This window comes from Arthrobacter sp. PL16 (assembly GCF_035985055.1).
In the GTDB taxonomy this organism is placed as follows: domain Bacteria; phylum Actinomycetota; class Actinomycetes; order Actinomycetales; family Micrococcaceae; genus Arthrobacter_D; species Arthrobacter_D cheniae.
This window is the reverse complement of sequence record NZ_JAXCIC010000010.1, coordinates 1-16,035: the sequence shown is the minus strand read 5'-3', so window position 1 is coordinate 16,035 and position 16,035 is coordinate 1. Positions and strand designations below refer to the sequence as shown.

Genomic DNA, 16,035 nt, shown 5'->3' with positions numbered 1-16,035 from the left:
TAAACGGATAGTCTGGAAAAGGTCTCAGGCCCGAGGGGGCTAAAGTTCCCTCTTGTAAACCTACTTCGACGTAGAAGGACTCTAGCCCGTGGACCTGTTTGAATATCAGGCGCGCGATCTCTTTGAGGCACACGGAGTTCCCGTGCTCGCCGGCATCGTGGCGCACACCCCAGAAGAAGCAAAGGCAGCAGCCGAGAAGATCGGCGGCGTCGTCGTCGTGAAGGCCCAGGTAAAGGCCGGCGGTCGCGGCAAGGCCGGCGGAGTCAAGGTCGCCAAGACCCCCGACGAGGCCTTCTCCTACGCTTCGGACATTCTCGGAATGGACATCAAGGGGCACACGGTCCACAGGGTGATGATCGCGCAGGGTGCGGACATCGCCGAGGAATACTACTTCTCCGTCCTGCTCGACCGGTCCAACCGCAACTACCTGGCCATGTGCTCGGTGGAGGGCGGCATGGACATCGAGCAGCTCGCCGTCGAACGCCCTGAGGCGCTGGCGCGCATCGCCGTGGATGCCGGAACCGGGATCGACCAGGCCAAGGCCGAGGAGATCGTGGACGCGGCCGGATTCGCCGCCGACATCCGCGACGGAGTGATCACCACCATCCTGAAGCTGTGGGACGTCTTCGTGAAGGAGGACGCGACACTCGTCGAGGTCAACCCGCTCGTGAAGACCGGCCAGGGCGACATCGTCGCCCTGGACGGCAAGGTCACCATCGACGAGAACGCCGAGTTCCGCCACGCGGACCACGCCGCCCTCGAGGACAAGGACGCCGCCGATCCCCTTGAGGCCAAAGCCAAGGAGAACGACCTCAACTACGTCAAGCTCGACGGCGAGGTGGGCATCATCGGCAACGGAGCCGGTCTGGTCATGTCGACCCTCGACGTCGTCGCCTACGCAGGCGAAGCCCACGGCGGGGTGTTGCCGGCCAACTTCCTGGACATCGGAGGCGGAGCGTCCGCCGAGGTCATGGCAGCCGGTCTGGACGTCATCCTCAACGACACCCAGGTCAAGAGCGTCTTCGTGAATGTCTTCGGTGGCATCACTGCGTGTGACGCCGTCGCGAACGGGATCGTCAAGGCCCTCGAGATGCTGGGCGACGAAGCCAACAAGCCCCTCGTCGTGCGCCTCGATGGCAACAACGTCGAGGAGGGCCGTCGCATCCTCGCCGAGGCCAACCACCCGCTCGTCACCATCGCCGACACCATGGACGAAGGCGCCGACAAGGCCGCCGCGCTGGCCTACGGAAAGTAAGGGTTCTGACACATGTCTATCTATCTCAACAAGGACTCGAAGGTTCTCGTCCAGGGCATCACCGGCGGCGAGGGCACCAAGCACACCGCCCTCATGCTGAAGGCCGGGACGCAGGTCGTCGGGGGCGTCAACGCCCGCAAGGCCGGCACCACCGTCACCCACGGTGACGTGACCCTGCCCGTGTACGGCACGGTCGAGGAAGCCATGAAGGAGACCGGCGCCGACGTGTCGATCGTCTTCGTGCCGCCGGCCTTCACGAAGGACGCCGTCGTCGAGGCCATCGAGGCCGGCATCGGTCTCATCGTGGTCATCACCGAGGGCGTGCCGGTCCAGGACTCGGCGTCCTTCTGGGCCCTGGCCCAGTCCAAGGTCGATGCCAACGGTCAGCAGGTCACCCGCATCATCGGGCCGAACTGCCCTGGCATCATCACGCCGGGTGAGTCCCTCGTGGGCATCACGCCCGCGAACATCACCGGCAAGGGCGGCGTGGGCCTCGTCTCGAAGTCCGGCACCCTGACCTACCAGATGATGTTCGAGCTGCGTGACCTCGGCTTCTCCACGGCCATCGGCATCGGCGGCGACCCCATTGTCGGCACCACGCACATCGACGCCCTCGCGGCGTTCGAAGCCGACCCCGAGACCAAGGCGATCGTCATGATCGGTGAGATCGGTGGGGACGCCGAGGAGCGTGCCGCCGAGTTCATCAAGGCCAACGTCACCAAGCCGGTCGTCGGGTACGTAGCCGGCTTCACGGCTCCGGAGGGCAAGACCATGGGCCATGCAGGCGCCATCGTCTCCGGTTCGGCCGGGACTGCGCAGGCCAAGAAGGAAGCTCTCGAGGCGGCCGGCGTCAAGGTCGGCAAGACGCCGTCCGAGACCGCGAAGCTGCTCCGCGAGGTCTACGCAACCCTCTAGTACGCGAGCACACCGCCTACAGCCTCCCCCGCGCACGTGCGGGGGAGGCTGTTGCGTTTCCGGTGCACCCCAGGACGCTGAAGCAAGGGGAGCACCAGTTCAAGCACGGGGAGGGTGCGATGAATCGGTAGGGGGTACCAGGGCGCGGCTTGTAGGGTGGCGAAGGGGACTACCGATTGCGTCAGGCAAGCTTCTAGGAGACAACATGCGCGCCACCATCATCCACGGGCCCGGCGATATCCGCGTCGAGGACCGCGACTATCCGACCATCATCCGCCCGACGGACGCCGTGGTCAGGGTCACCGCGTCCTGCGTCTGCGGGTCGGATCTGTGGCCCTACCGGGGCGTCCGGCCGACGAAGGAGCCGAAGGCGATCGGCCACGAGTTCGTCGGCGTCGTCGAGTCGGTGGGCGACGACGTCCGTGAGCTGTCGGTCGGCGATTTCGTGATCGCTCCGTTCGTGGACAGCTGCGGAAAGTGCCCCCAGTGCCTCAATGGCGTCACCGTGGCCTGCGACCACCTCGCGGGCTGGGGCAGCACGGACGAGCACGGCGACTTCCTCCAGGGCGGCCAGGGCGAGGCCGTCCGGGTGCCGCAGGCCGACGGCACCCTGCGGAAGGTCGACGGCGTGACCGAGCCCGACGCCGCCCTGACGGCAAGCCTCCTGTCCCTCTCCGACGTCATGTCGACCGGACACCACGCCGCAGTGTCGGCCAACGTGGGTCCGGGCAAGACCGTCGTCGTCGTCGGGGACGGCGCCGTCGGGCTGTGCGGAGTGCTCGCCGCCAAGCGCCTCGGCGCAGAGCGCATCATCGCCATGTCCCGCCACGAGGATCGCCAGGCCCTCGCCCGTGAGTTCGGCGCCACCGACATCGTTGCCGAGCGCGGCGACGAGGGCGTGCAGAAGGTGCGCGAACTGCTCGGGGGAGTGCTCGCGGACTCCGTCCTCGAGTGCGTGGGGACCAAGGAGTCCATGGACCAGGCCCTGCGGAGCACGCGTCCCGGTGGCCACCTCGGGTTCGTCGGGGTGCCCGCCGGCGGGCCGGAGCTGCCGATCGGAGTCCTCTTCGCGAAGAACATCACGGTGGGCGGCGGCATGGCCCCCGCGCACACGTACATCCCCGAGCTCCTGAAGGATGTGCTCGACGGGACCATCAACCCGGGCCGGGTGTTCGACGTCGAGATGCCGCTCGAGGACGCCGCCGAGGCGTACAGGGCGATGGACGAGCGGCGCGCGATCAAGGTGCTGCTCAAGCCCTGACCGCAGGTGCGCCCCCGGAAGGGCCCGCCGCGAGGAAGGCCTGCGGCACCGGCAGGGGGCGGCGGGTCCTTCAGGACCGGGCAGAATGGCCCCATGACACCCACAGCCGGCACGGACCCGGCCTACCTCATCTCCCGCGAGCGCCTCATCGATGCTCCGTCGGACCGCATCTTCGAGGTGCTCGCGACGCCCGCCCTGCACAGCGTGATCGACGGCTCGGGTACGGTGCGCGGCGAGCAGCCCAACGGCCCGGCCCGGCTGTCGCTGGGTGCGAGGTTCGGGATGGACATGCGCATCGGCGCGTCCTACAAGATCCTGAACCGTGTGGTGGAGTTCGAGGAGGGCCGCCGTATCGCATGGCGGCACTTCTCGGCACACGTCTGGCGTTACACACTGGAGCCGCGCGGGGAGTCGACCCTCGTGCGGGAGGAGTGGGACGGCAGGGAGGTGCGCTGGAGGTTCATCTTCCGGATCCTGGGTTTCACGCGCAGGCACCCGGCGAGCATCGAGGCGACCCTCGGGAAGCTCGAGGACTACGTGCTGCAGGAGCGCGGCGCCGCCTAGGCCACGGACGTGCCGAAGAGCAGGCCGAGGAGGTAGGTCACCCCGGCCGCGCCGAGTCCGATGGCGAGCTGCCGCAGCGCGAGGCGGAGCGGGGAGGCTCCGGACAGCAGGGCGACGACGGCGCCGGTGGCCAGCAGGGCCAGCCCCACCAGCACGCAGGCGACGACGACGGCCGGAACCCCGCTCAGCCCCACGAGGTACGGCAGCACCGGGATGACGGCGCCGGACGCGAAGAAGCAGAAGCTCGAGGCCGCGGCCCCGAGCCCGGTGCCGACGGCCTCGTGTTCGTCGACGGCGTCGTCCGCCTCGGGTTGCAGCGAGAAGCTCGGGTCGCAGTCGCAGCTGGAAATCCCGAGCCGCTCGGCGGCACGGTGTTCCGCGGCGGCCGGAGTCATTCCGCGTGCCCGATAGACGAGTGCGAGTTCGTTCGCACCGATGTCCAGTTCCTTCGCCGCCGTCAGGGTGATCTGCGTGGGGCGCGTGGCGGACAGCAACTCCCTCTGCGATCGGACGGACACGTACTCGCCAGCGCCCATCGACAATGCGCCGGCCAGGAGCCCTGCCAGACCGCTGAAGAGGATGAACGAGGTGGAGGCTCCGGTGGCCCCGATGCCCATGATCAGGGCGAGGTTGCTCACCAGGCCGTCATTGGCGCCGAAGACGGCGGCCCTGAAGTTGCCGGACAGCCTGTTGCGGCCACGGGTGGCGAGGCCGCGCACCACCTCCTCGTGGATCTGCTCGTCGGCTACCATGGCGCTCGTTGCCGAGGGGTCCGTCGCGTAGGGGGAACGGCCCTCTGCCCGCTGGGCGAGCGCGAGGACGAAGACCGATCCGAACTGCCGCGCGAGCACGCCGAGGATCCGGTTGCGCACGGACGGCCGGAGTGGACGGCCGACGTCGTTGCCGAGGAGGGCGAGCCAGTGTGCCTCGTGGCGGCCTTCCGCCTCGGCGAGGCCGAGGAGGATCTCACGCTCCTCGCCGGTCCTGCGGCGGGCCAGGTCACGATAGGTGGCGGCTTCGCCCCTCTCGTCGGCCAGGTACTGGCGCCAACGCTTGACGTCGGTGCGGGAGGGGGACTGCTCGGGAATCGTCACGGGGAATGCTCCGGGTGCTCGGGTGCGTGCGCACCCCACCCCGAAGCAGGAAGCTCCGGCCGGGGTACGCAGTACGTCGTGTCGGCCGAAGGTCTCGCTCGCCGGTCGAACCGGTGGAATGCCGGGCGCCGGTGGCGCCAGTATGTCGACAGGCCGCACATCCTGCGGACGCGGAGCTACTCCCCTTCGACCCACCATCCTACCGGACGGCCCGTCCCGGTCGATGCACCGCCTGTCCGTTCCGGCAGGCTCGGGTACCGAGTCCCGGCGCTGCGCGGTACAGTCGAAGGAATAACAGGAAGTAGGCTTATGAATCTGGCAGCCCGGCCGTGGGTCGCGAGTTACGCACCCGGCGTGCCCGCTTCCTTCGACGTGCCGGAGGGCACGCTCCCCGATCTGCTCGAGGACTCGGTGCGGACGTACGGAAGGGCGACAGCGCTGGAGTTCTTCGGTGCCACGACGACGTACCTGGAGCTCGGAGACGCCGTGGGCCGCGCCGCCGCCGGCCTGCGCTCGCTCGGTGTGACCGCAGGCGACCGCGTGGCGCTCGTCCTGCCGAACTGTCCCCAGCACATCATCGCTTTCTACGCCGTGCTGCGCCTCGGGGCCATCGCCGTCGAGCACAACCCCCTTTATACCGATCGCGAGCTGCGGCACCAGTTCGAGGACCACGGGGCGAAGGTGGCCATCGTTTGGGACCGCGTGGCACCCAGGGTCCAGCGGCTGCCCGCGGACATCCCCGTCACCTCGGTGGTCACGGTCGATCTCACCCGTGCACTGCCGGTGTCCCGCCGGCTCGCGTTGAGGCTACCCGTCCGCCGGGCGCGCGAGGCGAGGGAAGCGCTGACGACGGCGGAGAAGCCGACCGGTCCGCGGAAGGTCGTGCCGTGGCGGGAGTTGCTCCGGCACCGTCCCCTCCCTCCGAAACATCCGCGTCCGGATGCTGCGGACACCGCCGTCCTGCAATACACGAGCGGCACCACGGGCGTACCCAAGGGCGCCGTTCTCACGCACAGGAACCTGCTCGCCAACGCCGCGCAGGGCGCAGCCTGGGTCCCGGGGCTCGAAGCCGGGCGCGAAACCGTCTACGCCGTGCTGCCGATGTTCCATGCCTACGGCCTCACCCTGTGCCTGACGTTCGCGATGAGCATCGGCGCGAAGCTCGTCCTGTTCCCCCGCTTCGACGTGGAGCTGGTCCTCGACGCGGCGAGGAAGAGCCCGCCCACCTTCCTGCCTGCCGTCCCGCCCATCTACGAGCGACTCGCGGCCGGAGCGGCGGAACGGGGGACCGACCTCCGCAGTATCAGGTTCGCGATCTCCGGAGCCATGAACCTCCCGCATTCGACCGTCGAGACCTGGGAGGCGGCCACGGGAGGCTACCTGATCGAGGGATACGGACTGACCGAGACCTCGCCGGTCGCGGCGGGTAATCCCATCGGCCCCACGCGCCGTCCGGGCACCGTCGGCGTCCCGTTCCCGGGCACCGATGTGCGCATCGTCGACCCCGAGAACCCCCTGAACGACCGCTTACCCGGAGAGGCGGGGGAGCTGCTCATCCGGGGGCCACAGGTCTTCCAGGGCTACTGGCGCCGGCCGGACGAGACCCAGGCGGCACTGCTGGACGGCGGCTGGTTCCGGACCGGGGACATCGTCAGCATGGACGACGAGTACTTTCTGACGATCGTCGACCGCATCAAGGAGCTCATCATCACCGGTGGCTTCAACGTGGCTCCCACCGAGGTCGAGGACGCCCTGAGGTCCCATCCGGGCGTCATCGACGCAGCCGTCGTCGGGTTGCCACGGAACGGCGGCGGCGAAGACGTGGCCGCCGTCGTCGTGCTGGCCCCCGATACCGTCCTCGACGTCGACGCCCTGCGGTCCCACTGCCGCGGCGCCCTCGCCGCCTACAAGATCCCGCGCACCATCATCCAGGCGGAGGACCTGCCCCGGTCCCAGATCGGCAAGATCCTCCGACGCGAGGTGCGCACGCAATTACTCGACAATGGCCCTCGTGCCGAAGGAAAAGGTGACAGTCCATGACACAACCCACGCGTGCGAGAGCGGAAGCGTCCGCTCCGAAGGGCCCATGGCGCGACAGCCTCGGCAACGCCAGCATCCGGGCTGTGCAGGTGCTCATGCTCCTGGCGCTGGCCGTCGTGGCCGTGTACGCGCTGATCCAGGTGCGGCTCGTCGTGATCCCGATGCTCCTGGCTCTGATCCTCGCGGCCGCGATCGGACCCTTCGTGAACTGGCTGCGACGAAAGGGCTGGGGGCCGTCCCTCGCGACAACGGTGGCGTTCCTCCTGCTCCTCGTCGTCTTCGGCGGGCTGATCACCGGTATCATCCTCGCCGTCGTAGGCCAGGCCGGTGAGCTCGCGTCCTCGGCCACGGAGGGCTTCGACAAGCTCTACGCCCTGGTCCAGAACGGCCCCATCCCCATCGATGACGCCCAGATCCAGCAGGCGCGGGACCAGGCTGTCGACTTCGCGACGAGCAGCACCGTCGGCGCCGGCGCGATCTCCGGCCTCAGCGCGGCCGGTAACTTCACCGCCGGAGCCCTGCTGATGGTGGTCATCCTGTTCTTCTTCCTCAAGGACGGAGAGAAGATCTGGGCCTTCATGCTCCGTGCCTTCAAGGGCAGGCGCCTCGTCAAGGCCCGTCGTGTCGGGTACAGCAGCATGGCCGTCCTCGGTGGCTATGTGCGCGGCACGGCCATCGTAGCCCTGGTCGACTCCGTCTTCATCGGGGTGGCACTGCTGGTCCTCGGGGTTCCGCTCGCCCTGCCCCTGGCCGCCATCGTCTTCATCGGTGCCTTCATCCCCCTCGTGGGCGCCACGCTCGCCGGTGTCCTCGCCGCGCTGATCGCACTGGTGGCCAACGGGCCGTTCGTGGCGCTGATGGTCATCATCGTGGTCATCGTCGTCAACCAGCTCGAGGGCAACTTCCTGCAGCCGGTGGTCATGGGACGAACGCTCCAGGTGCACGCCCTCGTCATCCTGCTGGCCCTGACCGCGGGCACCATCCTGGCCGGCATCATCGGAGCCATCCTGTCCGTTCCGGTTGCGGCTGTCAGCTGGGCCGCGATCAAGGCCTGGAACCAGGAGAAGGACGACAGCATCACCGACGAGGAGGTCGAGGAGGCCGAGAAGCTCACGGCCCTCGACGAGACCGGTCACGGCTTGAGCTCGACTCCGAAGGAGGAGCAGGGTGCCGCATTGGCCGCTGCCGGCGTGGCAGCCGAGGAATCGACAGACCGTCCGGGAACACAGGATCGCAGGGTGGAAGGGCGCGACGACGGCGACAGGGACAACGAGGGCGGCCCCGCGGGTCGCCACGGGCGCCACGGCGGCTCCTCCATCGCGGGGCACTGATCGTCGCTTTATCGACCTGGCGGCTGTGACTCCTACCCGGACCTCCTCCCGGGTGCCGGGTCAACGGGAAGGTTCGACCGACGCGTCGTCGGGCACCTCGCCCGCGACGCGTCGGTCCCACGCCTCCATAACGGACGCGTCGGTGGGACGGGTCGCCAGCGAGACGACGACATACACGACGAGCGAGGCGACCAGGCCGAAGTAGATCGGCTCGTTGGCGTAGATGCCGTCGTACTGGTTCTCGGCGTTGACCTCGAGGAAGGTCATAACCCCGAGCGTCACCAGGGTCCCCGCGGCCATGGACGCGCCGGCGCCGATCCCGTTGCCCCGGCGCCAGACGAGGCCCCCGAGGATCGCCACGAGCAACCCGCCCACGAGGATGTCGTAGGCGATGGTCAGGGCCGCGACGACGTCCTGCACGATCACGGCGAGGGCGATCGTCACCAGGCCGAGACCCAGGACCCACCACCGGCTCGACGCGACGTCGTGATCCGACGTCGAACGCTCCTCGCTGCGTCCATTCGCGCCGCCCCTGCCGAGCCAGCCGGCCACAAACGGTACGACGTCGGTGCGCGCCACCGTCGCGGCGGCGATCAGAGCCCCCGATGCCGTCGACATCATGGCGGCCACGGCCGCGGCGAGGACGAGCCCGCCGATGCCGATCGGCAGGACGTTCAGTGCGATGTCGGCGTAGACGTCGTCGCGGGATTCGATGGCGGGCAGGATCACGCTGGCACTCATGCCGATCATGGCGCCGGCCACTCCGTAGAGGATGCAGTAGATGCCGGCTGCAGAGCCGCCCCAGCGGGCGATCTCGGGTGTCCTCGAGGTGAAGACGCGCTGCCAGATGTCCTGGCCGATCAGCAGTCCGAGCGTGTAGACCACGAAGTAGGTGATGATGCTCTGCGCGCCGATGCCGGTGATGCTGAAGAACTCGCCGCCCGCGCGCTCGGCTATTCCGGAGAATCCGCCGGCCGCTGCGAGGGAGAAGGGCAGCATGAGGGCGAAGACGCCGATGGTCTTGATGATGAACTGGGCCATGTCGGCCAGGGTGATCGACCACATGCCGCCGATCGTCGAGTAGATGAGCACGATCGTTCCGCCGACGGCGATGGAGAGTGCGCGGTCCCAGCCGAACAGCACCACGAAGATGGTCGCGTAGGCGCCCGTCGAGGTAGCGCAGAGCATGAGCGTGTAGGCGAGCATGACGATGCCTGACACGCGTGTGGCCCGGTGGCCGTAGCGCAGTGTGAGCATCTGGGACACGGTGTAGATCTTCAGGCGCTGGATGGTCGGGGCGAACAGCAGGCTGAGGAGCAGGACACCTGTGCCGATGGCCACCACGAGCCACATCCCGGAGATGCCGTATTGGTAGCCGAGTCCCACGCCGCCGACCGTCGATGCCCCTCCCAGGACGACGGCGGCCATGGTGCCGGTGTAGAGGAAGGGTCCGAGGCGGCGTCCCGCCACGAGGTAGTCGCTGGCGTTCCGCGTCCGGGACTTGCCCCACCAGCCGAACCCGAGCATGGCGACGAGGTAAGCCACCACGATGGCGATGTTCAGTGCTTGCATGAGGAGCCCTTCGATCGGGAAACGTGCCCGGATGCCTACAGGTCAACCGTTGTTGCCCCGTAAGCTACCGGTGACGCGGGTCACGCGTCAATCATGGCCGGCGGGGATGACGTCTCGTCCTCGCGGTGTGACGGTTATGCTTCCTTGATTGCCCCAGGAGAGGACACGCATGAAGGCCCTGCCCGTCGAGCCCACCAATGCTCCTGTCGTCATCGGATCCCGGATCCGGGCGGCGCGGCAGGCCCAGCGCATGACCATCGAGCAGGTCGCTGCCGCCACAGGCCTCACCAAGGGCTTCCTCAGCAGGGTGGAGCGCGATCTCACGTCGCCGTCCGTGGCGTCGCTCGTCACGCTCTGCCAGGTCCTGTCGATCTCCATCGGCGATTTGTTCCTCGTGCCGGAGACACACCTGACGAGGCTCGACGACGCCCCGCGGATCAGCCTCGGCGGTCAGGGCATCAACGAGCGACTCATGACGGCCAGGTCCGAGCGAAGGCTCCAGATGATACGCGCCGTCGTCGAACCGCACGGGCGGGGCGAGGACGAGCTCTACTCGGTCGACTGCGAGGTGGAGACCCTGCATGTCGTCGCCGGGCGCTTCGTGGTCATCTTCTCGAACGACAGGTATGACCTGGAGGCGGGCGACACCCTCACCTTCCCGGGCCGGGAGCCCCACACGTGGCTGAACCCGGACGGCAGCGAAGCCGTCGTGCTCTGGACACTCGTACCGGCTGCCTCGGGTAAGTAGCGGCCTCAGCCGACGTGGACCCAGGGGCGCTTGGTCACGTCGGGTTCGGCTGCCCGCAGTACTTCACGCGTGACAGGGGCGATCTCGCCCTCACCCGTGACGAGGAACCTGAAGAGGTTGCCGACGGGATCGCCCTCCGTCCACCGGAAATACACGTGGGGCATGAGACCCGTGATGTCGCGGATGTGCAGCATCACTGCCGCGATCGTATTGGGAACGTTGGAGCTGTGGACCTCGAGGATGCGGTACCCGTGGCGTACGACGCCGCGCACCTGCAGTTCCGTCTCGAAGTCGGAGGAATCGTCCACGGTGACCTCGATGAAGAGCGGCTTCGACGTACGGGGGAAGTGCGACACCGAGCACGCGTGCTGGAGCTTGTGGCGGTACGCTGCACTGCTCAGGCGCTTCGGTTCATGCGCGATCAGCAGGATGTCGCCGTCGTCCTGTGCGCTGACGAAGGAGAGCGCCGCCTCGTCCAGCCTGATACTCGTCGCCCGGAGCTCGAACGCCCGGCGTGAGCGGGAGATGAACGAGATCACGATGATGCCGAGGATGAAGCACAGTGCGATCTTCAGGCCATCGGGGCGCTCGATCATGTTCACCGCCGTCGTCAGCACGAAGACCACGGTAGCGATGCCGAAGCCGAGGGTGAGCCCCCGCTGGTGCTTGCGATGTGCCGACAGGGTGACGGCCACCGAGGCGGACGTGATCAGCGCGAGGACGCCGGTGGCATAGGCGCCGCCCTGCGCCTCGACGTCGGCCTTGAAGAAGAACGTGACGAGGATGGCGATGAGCGTGATGACCAGCACGAGCGGACGGACAGCTTTGGCCCATGCCGGAGCCATGCCGTAGCGCGGCAGGTAGCGCGGTACGAGGTTGAGCAGGCCGGTCATGGCGGAGGCGCCTGCGAACCACAGGATGCCGATGGTCGAGATGTCGTAGGCGGTCCCGAAACCGTCACCGAGGTACAGGTGGGCGAGGTAGGCGAGCGCCCTGCCGTTGGCCGGTCCGCCCTCTTCGAATGCAGCCGCCGGTATCAGCAGGGTGGTGACGAAGCTCGAGGTGATGAGGAAGCCGCTCATGATGAGGGCCGCCGAGGTGAGGAGCTTGTGTGCGCCCGCGATGCGGCCGGCGGGGTTCTCCTCCGTGTCGCCCGGCTTGCCCTCGATCTGGGGCATTACGACGACGCCGGTCTCGAAGCCCGAGAGGCCGAGGGCCAGGCGCGGGAAGATGAGGACGGCGAGGCCGATCATGACGAGCGGGTTGCCGTGCTGGGTGGTCAGCGCCGACCACCAGTTCTCCACCAGGCCGCCCTGCTCGATGATCTGGACGACGGAGACGAGGATCACGCAGAGGTTGAGCAGCAGGAACACGGCGACGAGGCCGACGGCGATGCCGATGGCCTCACGGAACCCGCGCAGGAAGACCCCGGACAGCAGGCCGAGGAACACCACCGTGATGAGGACTTCCTGTCCCTCCAGCCACGAGGGAGCGAAGGGGTTCTCGATGAGGTGGGCGCTGGCGTCCGCTGCGGACAGCGTCATGGTGATCAGGAAGCTGGTCGCGGCGAAGCCGAGCAGGACGAGCACGAAGATCTTGCCGCGCCATTTCGGCAGCAGCTTCTCGAGCATCGCGATGGAGCCCTCACCCCGCGGGCTCTCCGAGGCGACGCGCTTGTAGACGGGGAGTGCTCCGAAGAGGGTCACGGCCACGAGGAGGAGGGTGGCGAGCGGGGAGAGGACCCCGGCCGCGGCGGCGGCGATGGCGGGCTGGTATCCGAGGGTCGAGAAGTAGTCGACGCCGGTCAGGCACATGACCTTCCACCACGACTGCTTCCGTTCCGGTTCGGGTTGGGGCGACGCGGGCCGGCTGGACTCGTCGAGCAGCCAGCGCTCAAGGCGCTTCCTGCCCTGGGTCGCGGCCGGAATAGGTGTCTTAGTGCGTACAGAGGAGCTCACAGCATCACGGTAGGCCTGCGCCGACGCGTATCCGGGCGTCTTAACGCTTCCTTTATGGGTGCAGGCCCACCAGCCTGCGGGGCCGTGATCCTTGACCCTGCTCGACGGCCCGAATAGCCTTGAGCAAAACCTTTGATGCATATTAGGCAACTTCACGCCGAAGCGGCCCAGATAGGACGAACACCATGGAAGAGCTACGCGTCACCGGGGGCGGCCACCTCGGGCCTATCGATTCCTCCCGCATCCCCCGGTACGCAGGAGCGGCCACCTTCGCGAGGTTGCCACGGCTCGATCAGGTGGACCGCGCGGACATCGCCGTCGTCGGCGTCCCCTTCGACTCCGGTGTCTCCTACCGGCCCGGAGCCCGGTTCGGGGGAAACCACATCCGGGAGGCCTCGCGGCTGCTCCGGCCGTACAACCCGGCCCTCGACGTCTCCCCGTTCGAGCGCGTCCAGGTCGCCGACGCCGGCGACATGGCCGTGAATCCCTTCAACATCGGCGAGGCCATCGAGACGGTGCAGCAGAACGCACTGGACCTCACGGCGGACGGTACCCGCCTCGTCACCCTCGGTGGCGACCACACCATCGCCCTGCCGCTGCTGCGGGCGGCGGCGGAACGCGCCGGTACACCCGTGGCGATGCTGCACTTCGACGCGCACCTCGACACCTGGGACACCTACTTCGGCGCCGCATACACCCACGGCACACCGTTCCGCCGTGCGGTGGAGGAGGGCATCCTCGACACGGAGGCCATCTCCCATGTCGGAACGCGCGGGCCGCTCTACGGCGTCCGTGACCTCGAGGACGACCGCCGCTTCGGCTTCGGGATCGTGACGTCGTCGGACGTGTACCGCCAGGGCGTCGACGAGGTGGTCGACAAGCTCAGGGCCCGGATAGGCAACCGCCCGCTCTATGTCTCGGTGGACATCGACGTGCTCGACCCGGCGCACGCTCCCGGTACGGGAACCCCCGAGGCCGGTGGCATCACGAGCCGTGAACTGCTCGAGATCCTCCGCGGGCTGCGTGGCCTGAACCTCATCGGCGCTGATGTCGTCGAAGTGGCTCCCGCGTATGACCACGCCGAGCTGACGGGTGTCGCCGCGTCCCACGTCGCGTACGACCTCGTCACCCTCATGGCCGACACCCTGACGCCCGCCACGACCCCTGAGGACCGGTAATGGACATCACGGACGGCGCCGCCTCCGCGCCCCCCACTCCCGTCACCGGCCAGCGGAACGGTGGCGACCTCGTGGTCGAGACGCTGTCCGCCCTCGGTGCGACGACGGTGTTCGGCATCCCGGGCCAGCACGCCCTCGGCCTGTTCGACGCCCTCTCCCGCTCCGACCTGCGGTTCGTCTCCTCGCGGGTCGAGAACAACTCCGCCTTCGCCGCGGATGGCTTCTCCCGGGCGACCGGTGACGTCGGCGTCCTCTTCCTCTCGACCGGTCCGGGCGCGCTCACGTCGCTCGCGGGGCTCCAGGAGGCGTACGCGACGGGCGTGCCGATGGTCGTCGTCGCCAGTCAGATCCCGCTTGAGGGACTCGGGGCCCGCCGCAAGGGGATGCTGCACCAGCTCGACGACCAGAAGGCATCCGCGGCCAACGTCACCAAGAGCCAGCGCCTGATCCAGCACGCCTCCGGCATCCCCTCCGCCATCCAGGACGCGTGGACGGAAGCCGTGTCCTCGCCCCAGGGCCCGGTCTGGGTCGAGGTCCCGCAGAACGTGCTGCTGGATCCGGTCATGGTGCCCCAGGTCGAGGACGCACTCGCCGAGCCGTTCGACAATCCGCCGCGCATCGAGCTCACGCGCGAGGCGGTCGCCTGGCTGAAGGACTCGAAGCGGCCCGCAATAGTCGCAGGCGGAGGCACGCGGCGCGGCAGGGCCGAAGCCTGGCTGCTGTCGATCGCCGAGAAGCTCGGCGCCCCCGTGGTCTGCTCACCCGGCGGCAACGGTGCTTTCCCCTGGACGCATGAGCTGTCCCTGCAATCGTGGGTCGAGGACCGTCACGTGACTGAGGTGCTCGAGGACGCAGACGTGCTCCTGGTGGTCGGCTCGTCACTGGGTGAGGTCACCTCCAACTACTTCACGATGGAGCCGCGCGGACGCATCATCCAGATCGATGCCGAGCCGCGCGTGCTCGAATCGAACCGACCCGCACTGGGCATCCGGGCGGACGCCGGCCAGGCGCTCGCGGCACTCGACGAGGCGCTGGAGCCCCTTGCCCGGGACCGTGAACCCGGGTACGACGCCGTGGCCCTGGTGTCCGCGACCCTCGCGAAGGTGGCAGACCGGCTCGAGGCGCAGGACCTCGGCAAGGAGCGCACCTTCCTGCAGGACATCCGCGAAGCCGTTCCGGCCGGGATGCAGACGTTCTGGGACATGACCATCTCGGCCTACTGGGCCTGGAGCTGCTGGGACTCCCGGGACGGGCAGTTCCATTCGGCGCAGGGTGCCGGCGGCCTCGGCTTCGGCTTCCCCGGCGCCATCGGCGGGTCCGTCGGCCTCGAGTCAAAGGGACTGCCCGCCCGGGTCCTCGCGGTGTCCGGTGATGGTTCGGCAATGTACTCCATCGCGGAACTTGCAACCGCGCGGCAGCACGACATCCCCGTGACCTGGCTGATCGTCGACGACGGCGGCTACGGCATCCTCCGCGAGTACATGGAGGGGGCATTCGGTAAGGCGACGGCGACCGAACTCGCGCGCCCGGACTTCGTGGCGCTCGCGGAATCGTTCGGTGTGCCCGCCCAGCGGGTGGCGCCGGAGGACATCGGTGAAGCGCTCCGCCAGAGCCTTGCGGCCGAGGGTCCCAATGTCGTCGTGGTGGAGACGCTCATCAGGTTGTTCGCCCCGACCCACCTTGATCAGTAGGCTTTCTTTTTCGAGCGGGGGGTGAGAGTCTCGGAAGCATCACCGCCTCGAGGAAGGAGCGCCATGTCATTCAGCAAGGGCGACAAGGTCACCTGGAATACGTCCCAGGGCAAGACCGAGGGCAAGATCGTGGAGAAGCACGACAAGGAGTTCACCTTCGACGACCAGAAGTTCAAGGCGTCGAAGGATGAGCCCTACTACACGGTGGAGAGCTCGAAGTCCGGCAAGAAGGCCGCTCACAAGGAAAGTGCGCTGTCGAAGAACTAGTACTCCACAACGAGAAGGGGCCCCCCCCCCCGCGGGGTGCCCGTCTAGTTTCCCCACCAACGTCCCGATTTTTTGGGGGGGTGCCCCCCCGTAAAGAGGGAGTAGCGCCACAAAGAGGACACCAAGTCAAACATTGAAGGTTACAGCGCAAAGAGGCGAAG

At 68.0% G+C, this 16,035-nt stretch carries 13 protein-coding genes; 10 read left to right on the top strand and 3 right to left on the bottom strand.

The features are described 5' to 3' along the window. The first annotated feature begins 88 nt into the window (after window positions 1-88). From sucC to RCH21_RS15515, 4 genes are all read left to right on the top strand, one after another. Window positions 89-1,255 (top strand): ADP-forming succinate--CoA ligase subunit beta, encoded by a 1,167-nt coding sequence (gene sucC, locus RCH21_RS15530; protein ID WP_326965137.1) that lies wholly within the window; start codon window positions 89-91, stop codon window positions 1,253-1,255. 12 nt (window positions 1,256-1,267) lie between these two features. Next, a complete protein-coding gene (gene sucD / locus RCH21_RS15525) occupies window positions 1,268-2,170 on the top strand; it encodes a succinate--CoA ligase subunit alpha (protein ID WP_120149920.1) in 903 nt (300 codons plus the stop codon). Window positions 2,171-2,375: 205 nt separating this feature from the next. Then, complete coding sequence (locus RCH21_RS15520) at window positions 2,376-3,431, top strand: zinc-dependent alcohol dehydrogenase family protein (protein WP_120149921.1); 1,056 nt, start codon at window positions 2,376-2,378, stop codon at window positions 3,429-3,431. A 93-nt stretch (window positions 3,432-3,524) separates the two neighbouring features. Continuing rightward, the gene (locus RCH21_RS15515; RefSeq protein WP_326965136.1) at window positions 3,525-3,995 is read left to right on the top strand and encodes an SRPBCC family protein; all 471 of its coding nucleotides are present in this window, start codon (window positions 3,525-3,527) and stop codon (window positions 3,993-3,995) included. Here the strand turns inward: RCH21_RS15515 and RCH21_RS15510 are convergent. Continuing rightward, the gene (locus RCH21_RS15510; protein ID WP_326965135.1) at window positions 3,992-5,089 is read right to left on the bottom strand and encodes a VIT1/CCC1 transporter family protein; all 1,098 of its coding nucleotides are present in this window, start codon (window positions 5,087-5,089) and stop codon (window positions 3,992-3,994) included. The genes RCH21_RS15515 and RCH21_RS15510 overlap by 4 nt on opposite strands. A gap of 309 nt (window positions 5,090-5,398) precedes the next feature. On the opposite strand from RCH21_RS15510, the gene RCH21_RS15505 reads away from it, so the two are divergent. Together RCH21_RS15505 and RCH21_RS15500 are read left to right on the top strand one after the other, a co-directional pair. After that, a complete protein-coding gene (locus RCH21_RS15505; RefSeq protein WP_326965134.1) occupies window positions 5,399-7,129 on the top strand; it encodes a long-chain-fatty-acid--CoA ligase in 1,731 nt (576 codons plus the stop codon). Continuing rightward, the gene (locus RCH21_RS15500; protein WP_326965133.1) at window positions 7,126-8,460 is read left to right on the top strand and encodes an AI-2E family transporter; all 1,335 of its coding nucleotides are present in this window, start codon (window positions 7,126-7,128) and stop codon (window positions 8,458-8,460) included. Before RCH21_RS15505 ends, RCH21_RS15500 begins: the two co-directional genes overlap by 4 nt. Before the next feature lie 60 nt (window positions 8,461-8,520). On the opposite strand, the gene RCH21_RS15495 is transcribed toward RCH21_RS15500, so the two are convergent. Beyond that, window positions 8,521-10,032 (bottom strand): sodium:solute symporter, encoded by a 1,512-nt coding sequence (locus RCH21_RS15495; RefSeq protein WP_120149926.1) that lies wholly within the window; start codon window positions 10,030-10,032, stop codon window positions 8,521-8,523. A 169-nt stretch (window positions 10,033-10,201) separates the two neighbouring features. On the opposite strand from RCH21_RS15495, the gene RCH21_RS15490 reads away from it, so the two are divergent. After that, on the top strand, window positions 10,202-10,780 hold the full coding sequence (locus tag RCH21_RS15490; RefSeq protein WP_120149927.1) for a helix-turn-helix domain-containing protein: 579 nt from the start codon (window positions 10,202-10,204) through the stop codon (window positions 10,778-10,780). 5 nt (window positions 10,781-10,785) lie between these two features. On the opposite strand, the gene RCH21_RS15485 is transcribed toward RCH21_RS15490, so the two are convergent. Continuing rightward, window positions 10,786-12,594: an amino acid transporter gene (locus tag RCH21_RS15485; RefSeq protein ID WP_326965188.1), complete on the bottom strand. Its 1,809-nt coding sequence runs from the start codon at window positions 12,592-12,594 to the stop codon at window positions 10,786-10,788. A gap of 329 nt (window positions 12,595-12,923) precedes the next feature. Here RCH21_RS15485 and speB point away from each other — a divergent pair, with 329 nt between their 5' ends. The 3 genes from speB (at window position 12,924) to RCH21_RS15470 (ending at window position 15,874) form a co-directional block, all read left to right on the top strand. Further along, entirely contained in the window at window positions 12,924-13,916 is a 993-nt protein-coding gene (gene speB / locus RCH21_RS15480; RefSeq protein WP_120149929.1) for an agmatinase, read from the top strand. Then, window positions 13,916-15,607 (top strand): thiamine pyrophosphate-binding protein, encoded by a 1,692-nt coding sequence (locus RCH21_RS15475; RefSeq protein ID WP_120149930.1) that lies wholly within the window; start codon window positions 13,916-13,918, stop codon window positions 15,605-15,607. The genes speB and RCH21_RS15475 overlap by 1 nt, the downstream gene beginning before the upstream one ends. A gap of 63 nt (window positions 15,608-15,670) precedes the next feature. Then, complete coding sequence (locus RCH21_RS15470; RefSeq protein WP_120149931.1) at window positions 15,671-15,874, top strand: DUF2945 domain-containing protein; 204 nt, start codon at window positions 15,671-15,673, stop codon at window positions 15,872-15,874. Window positions 15,875-16,035 lie beyond the last annotated feature (161 nt).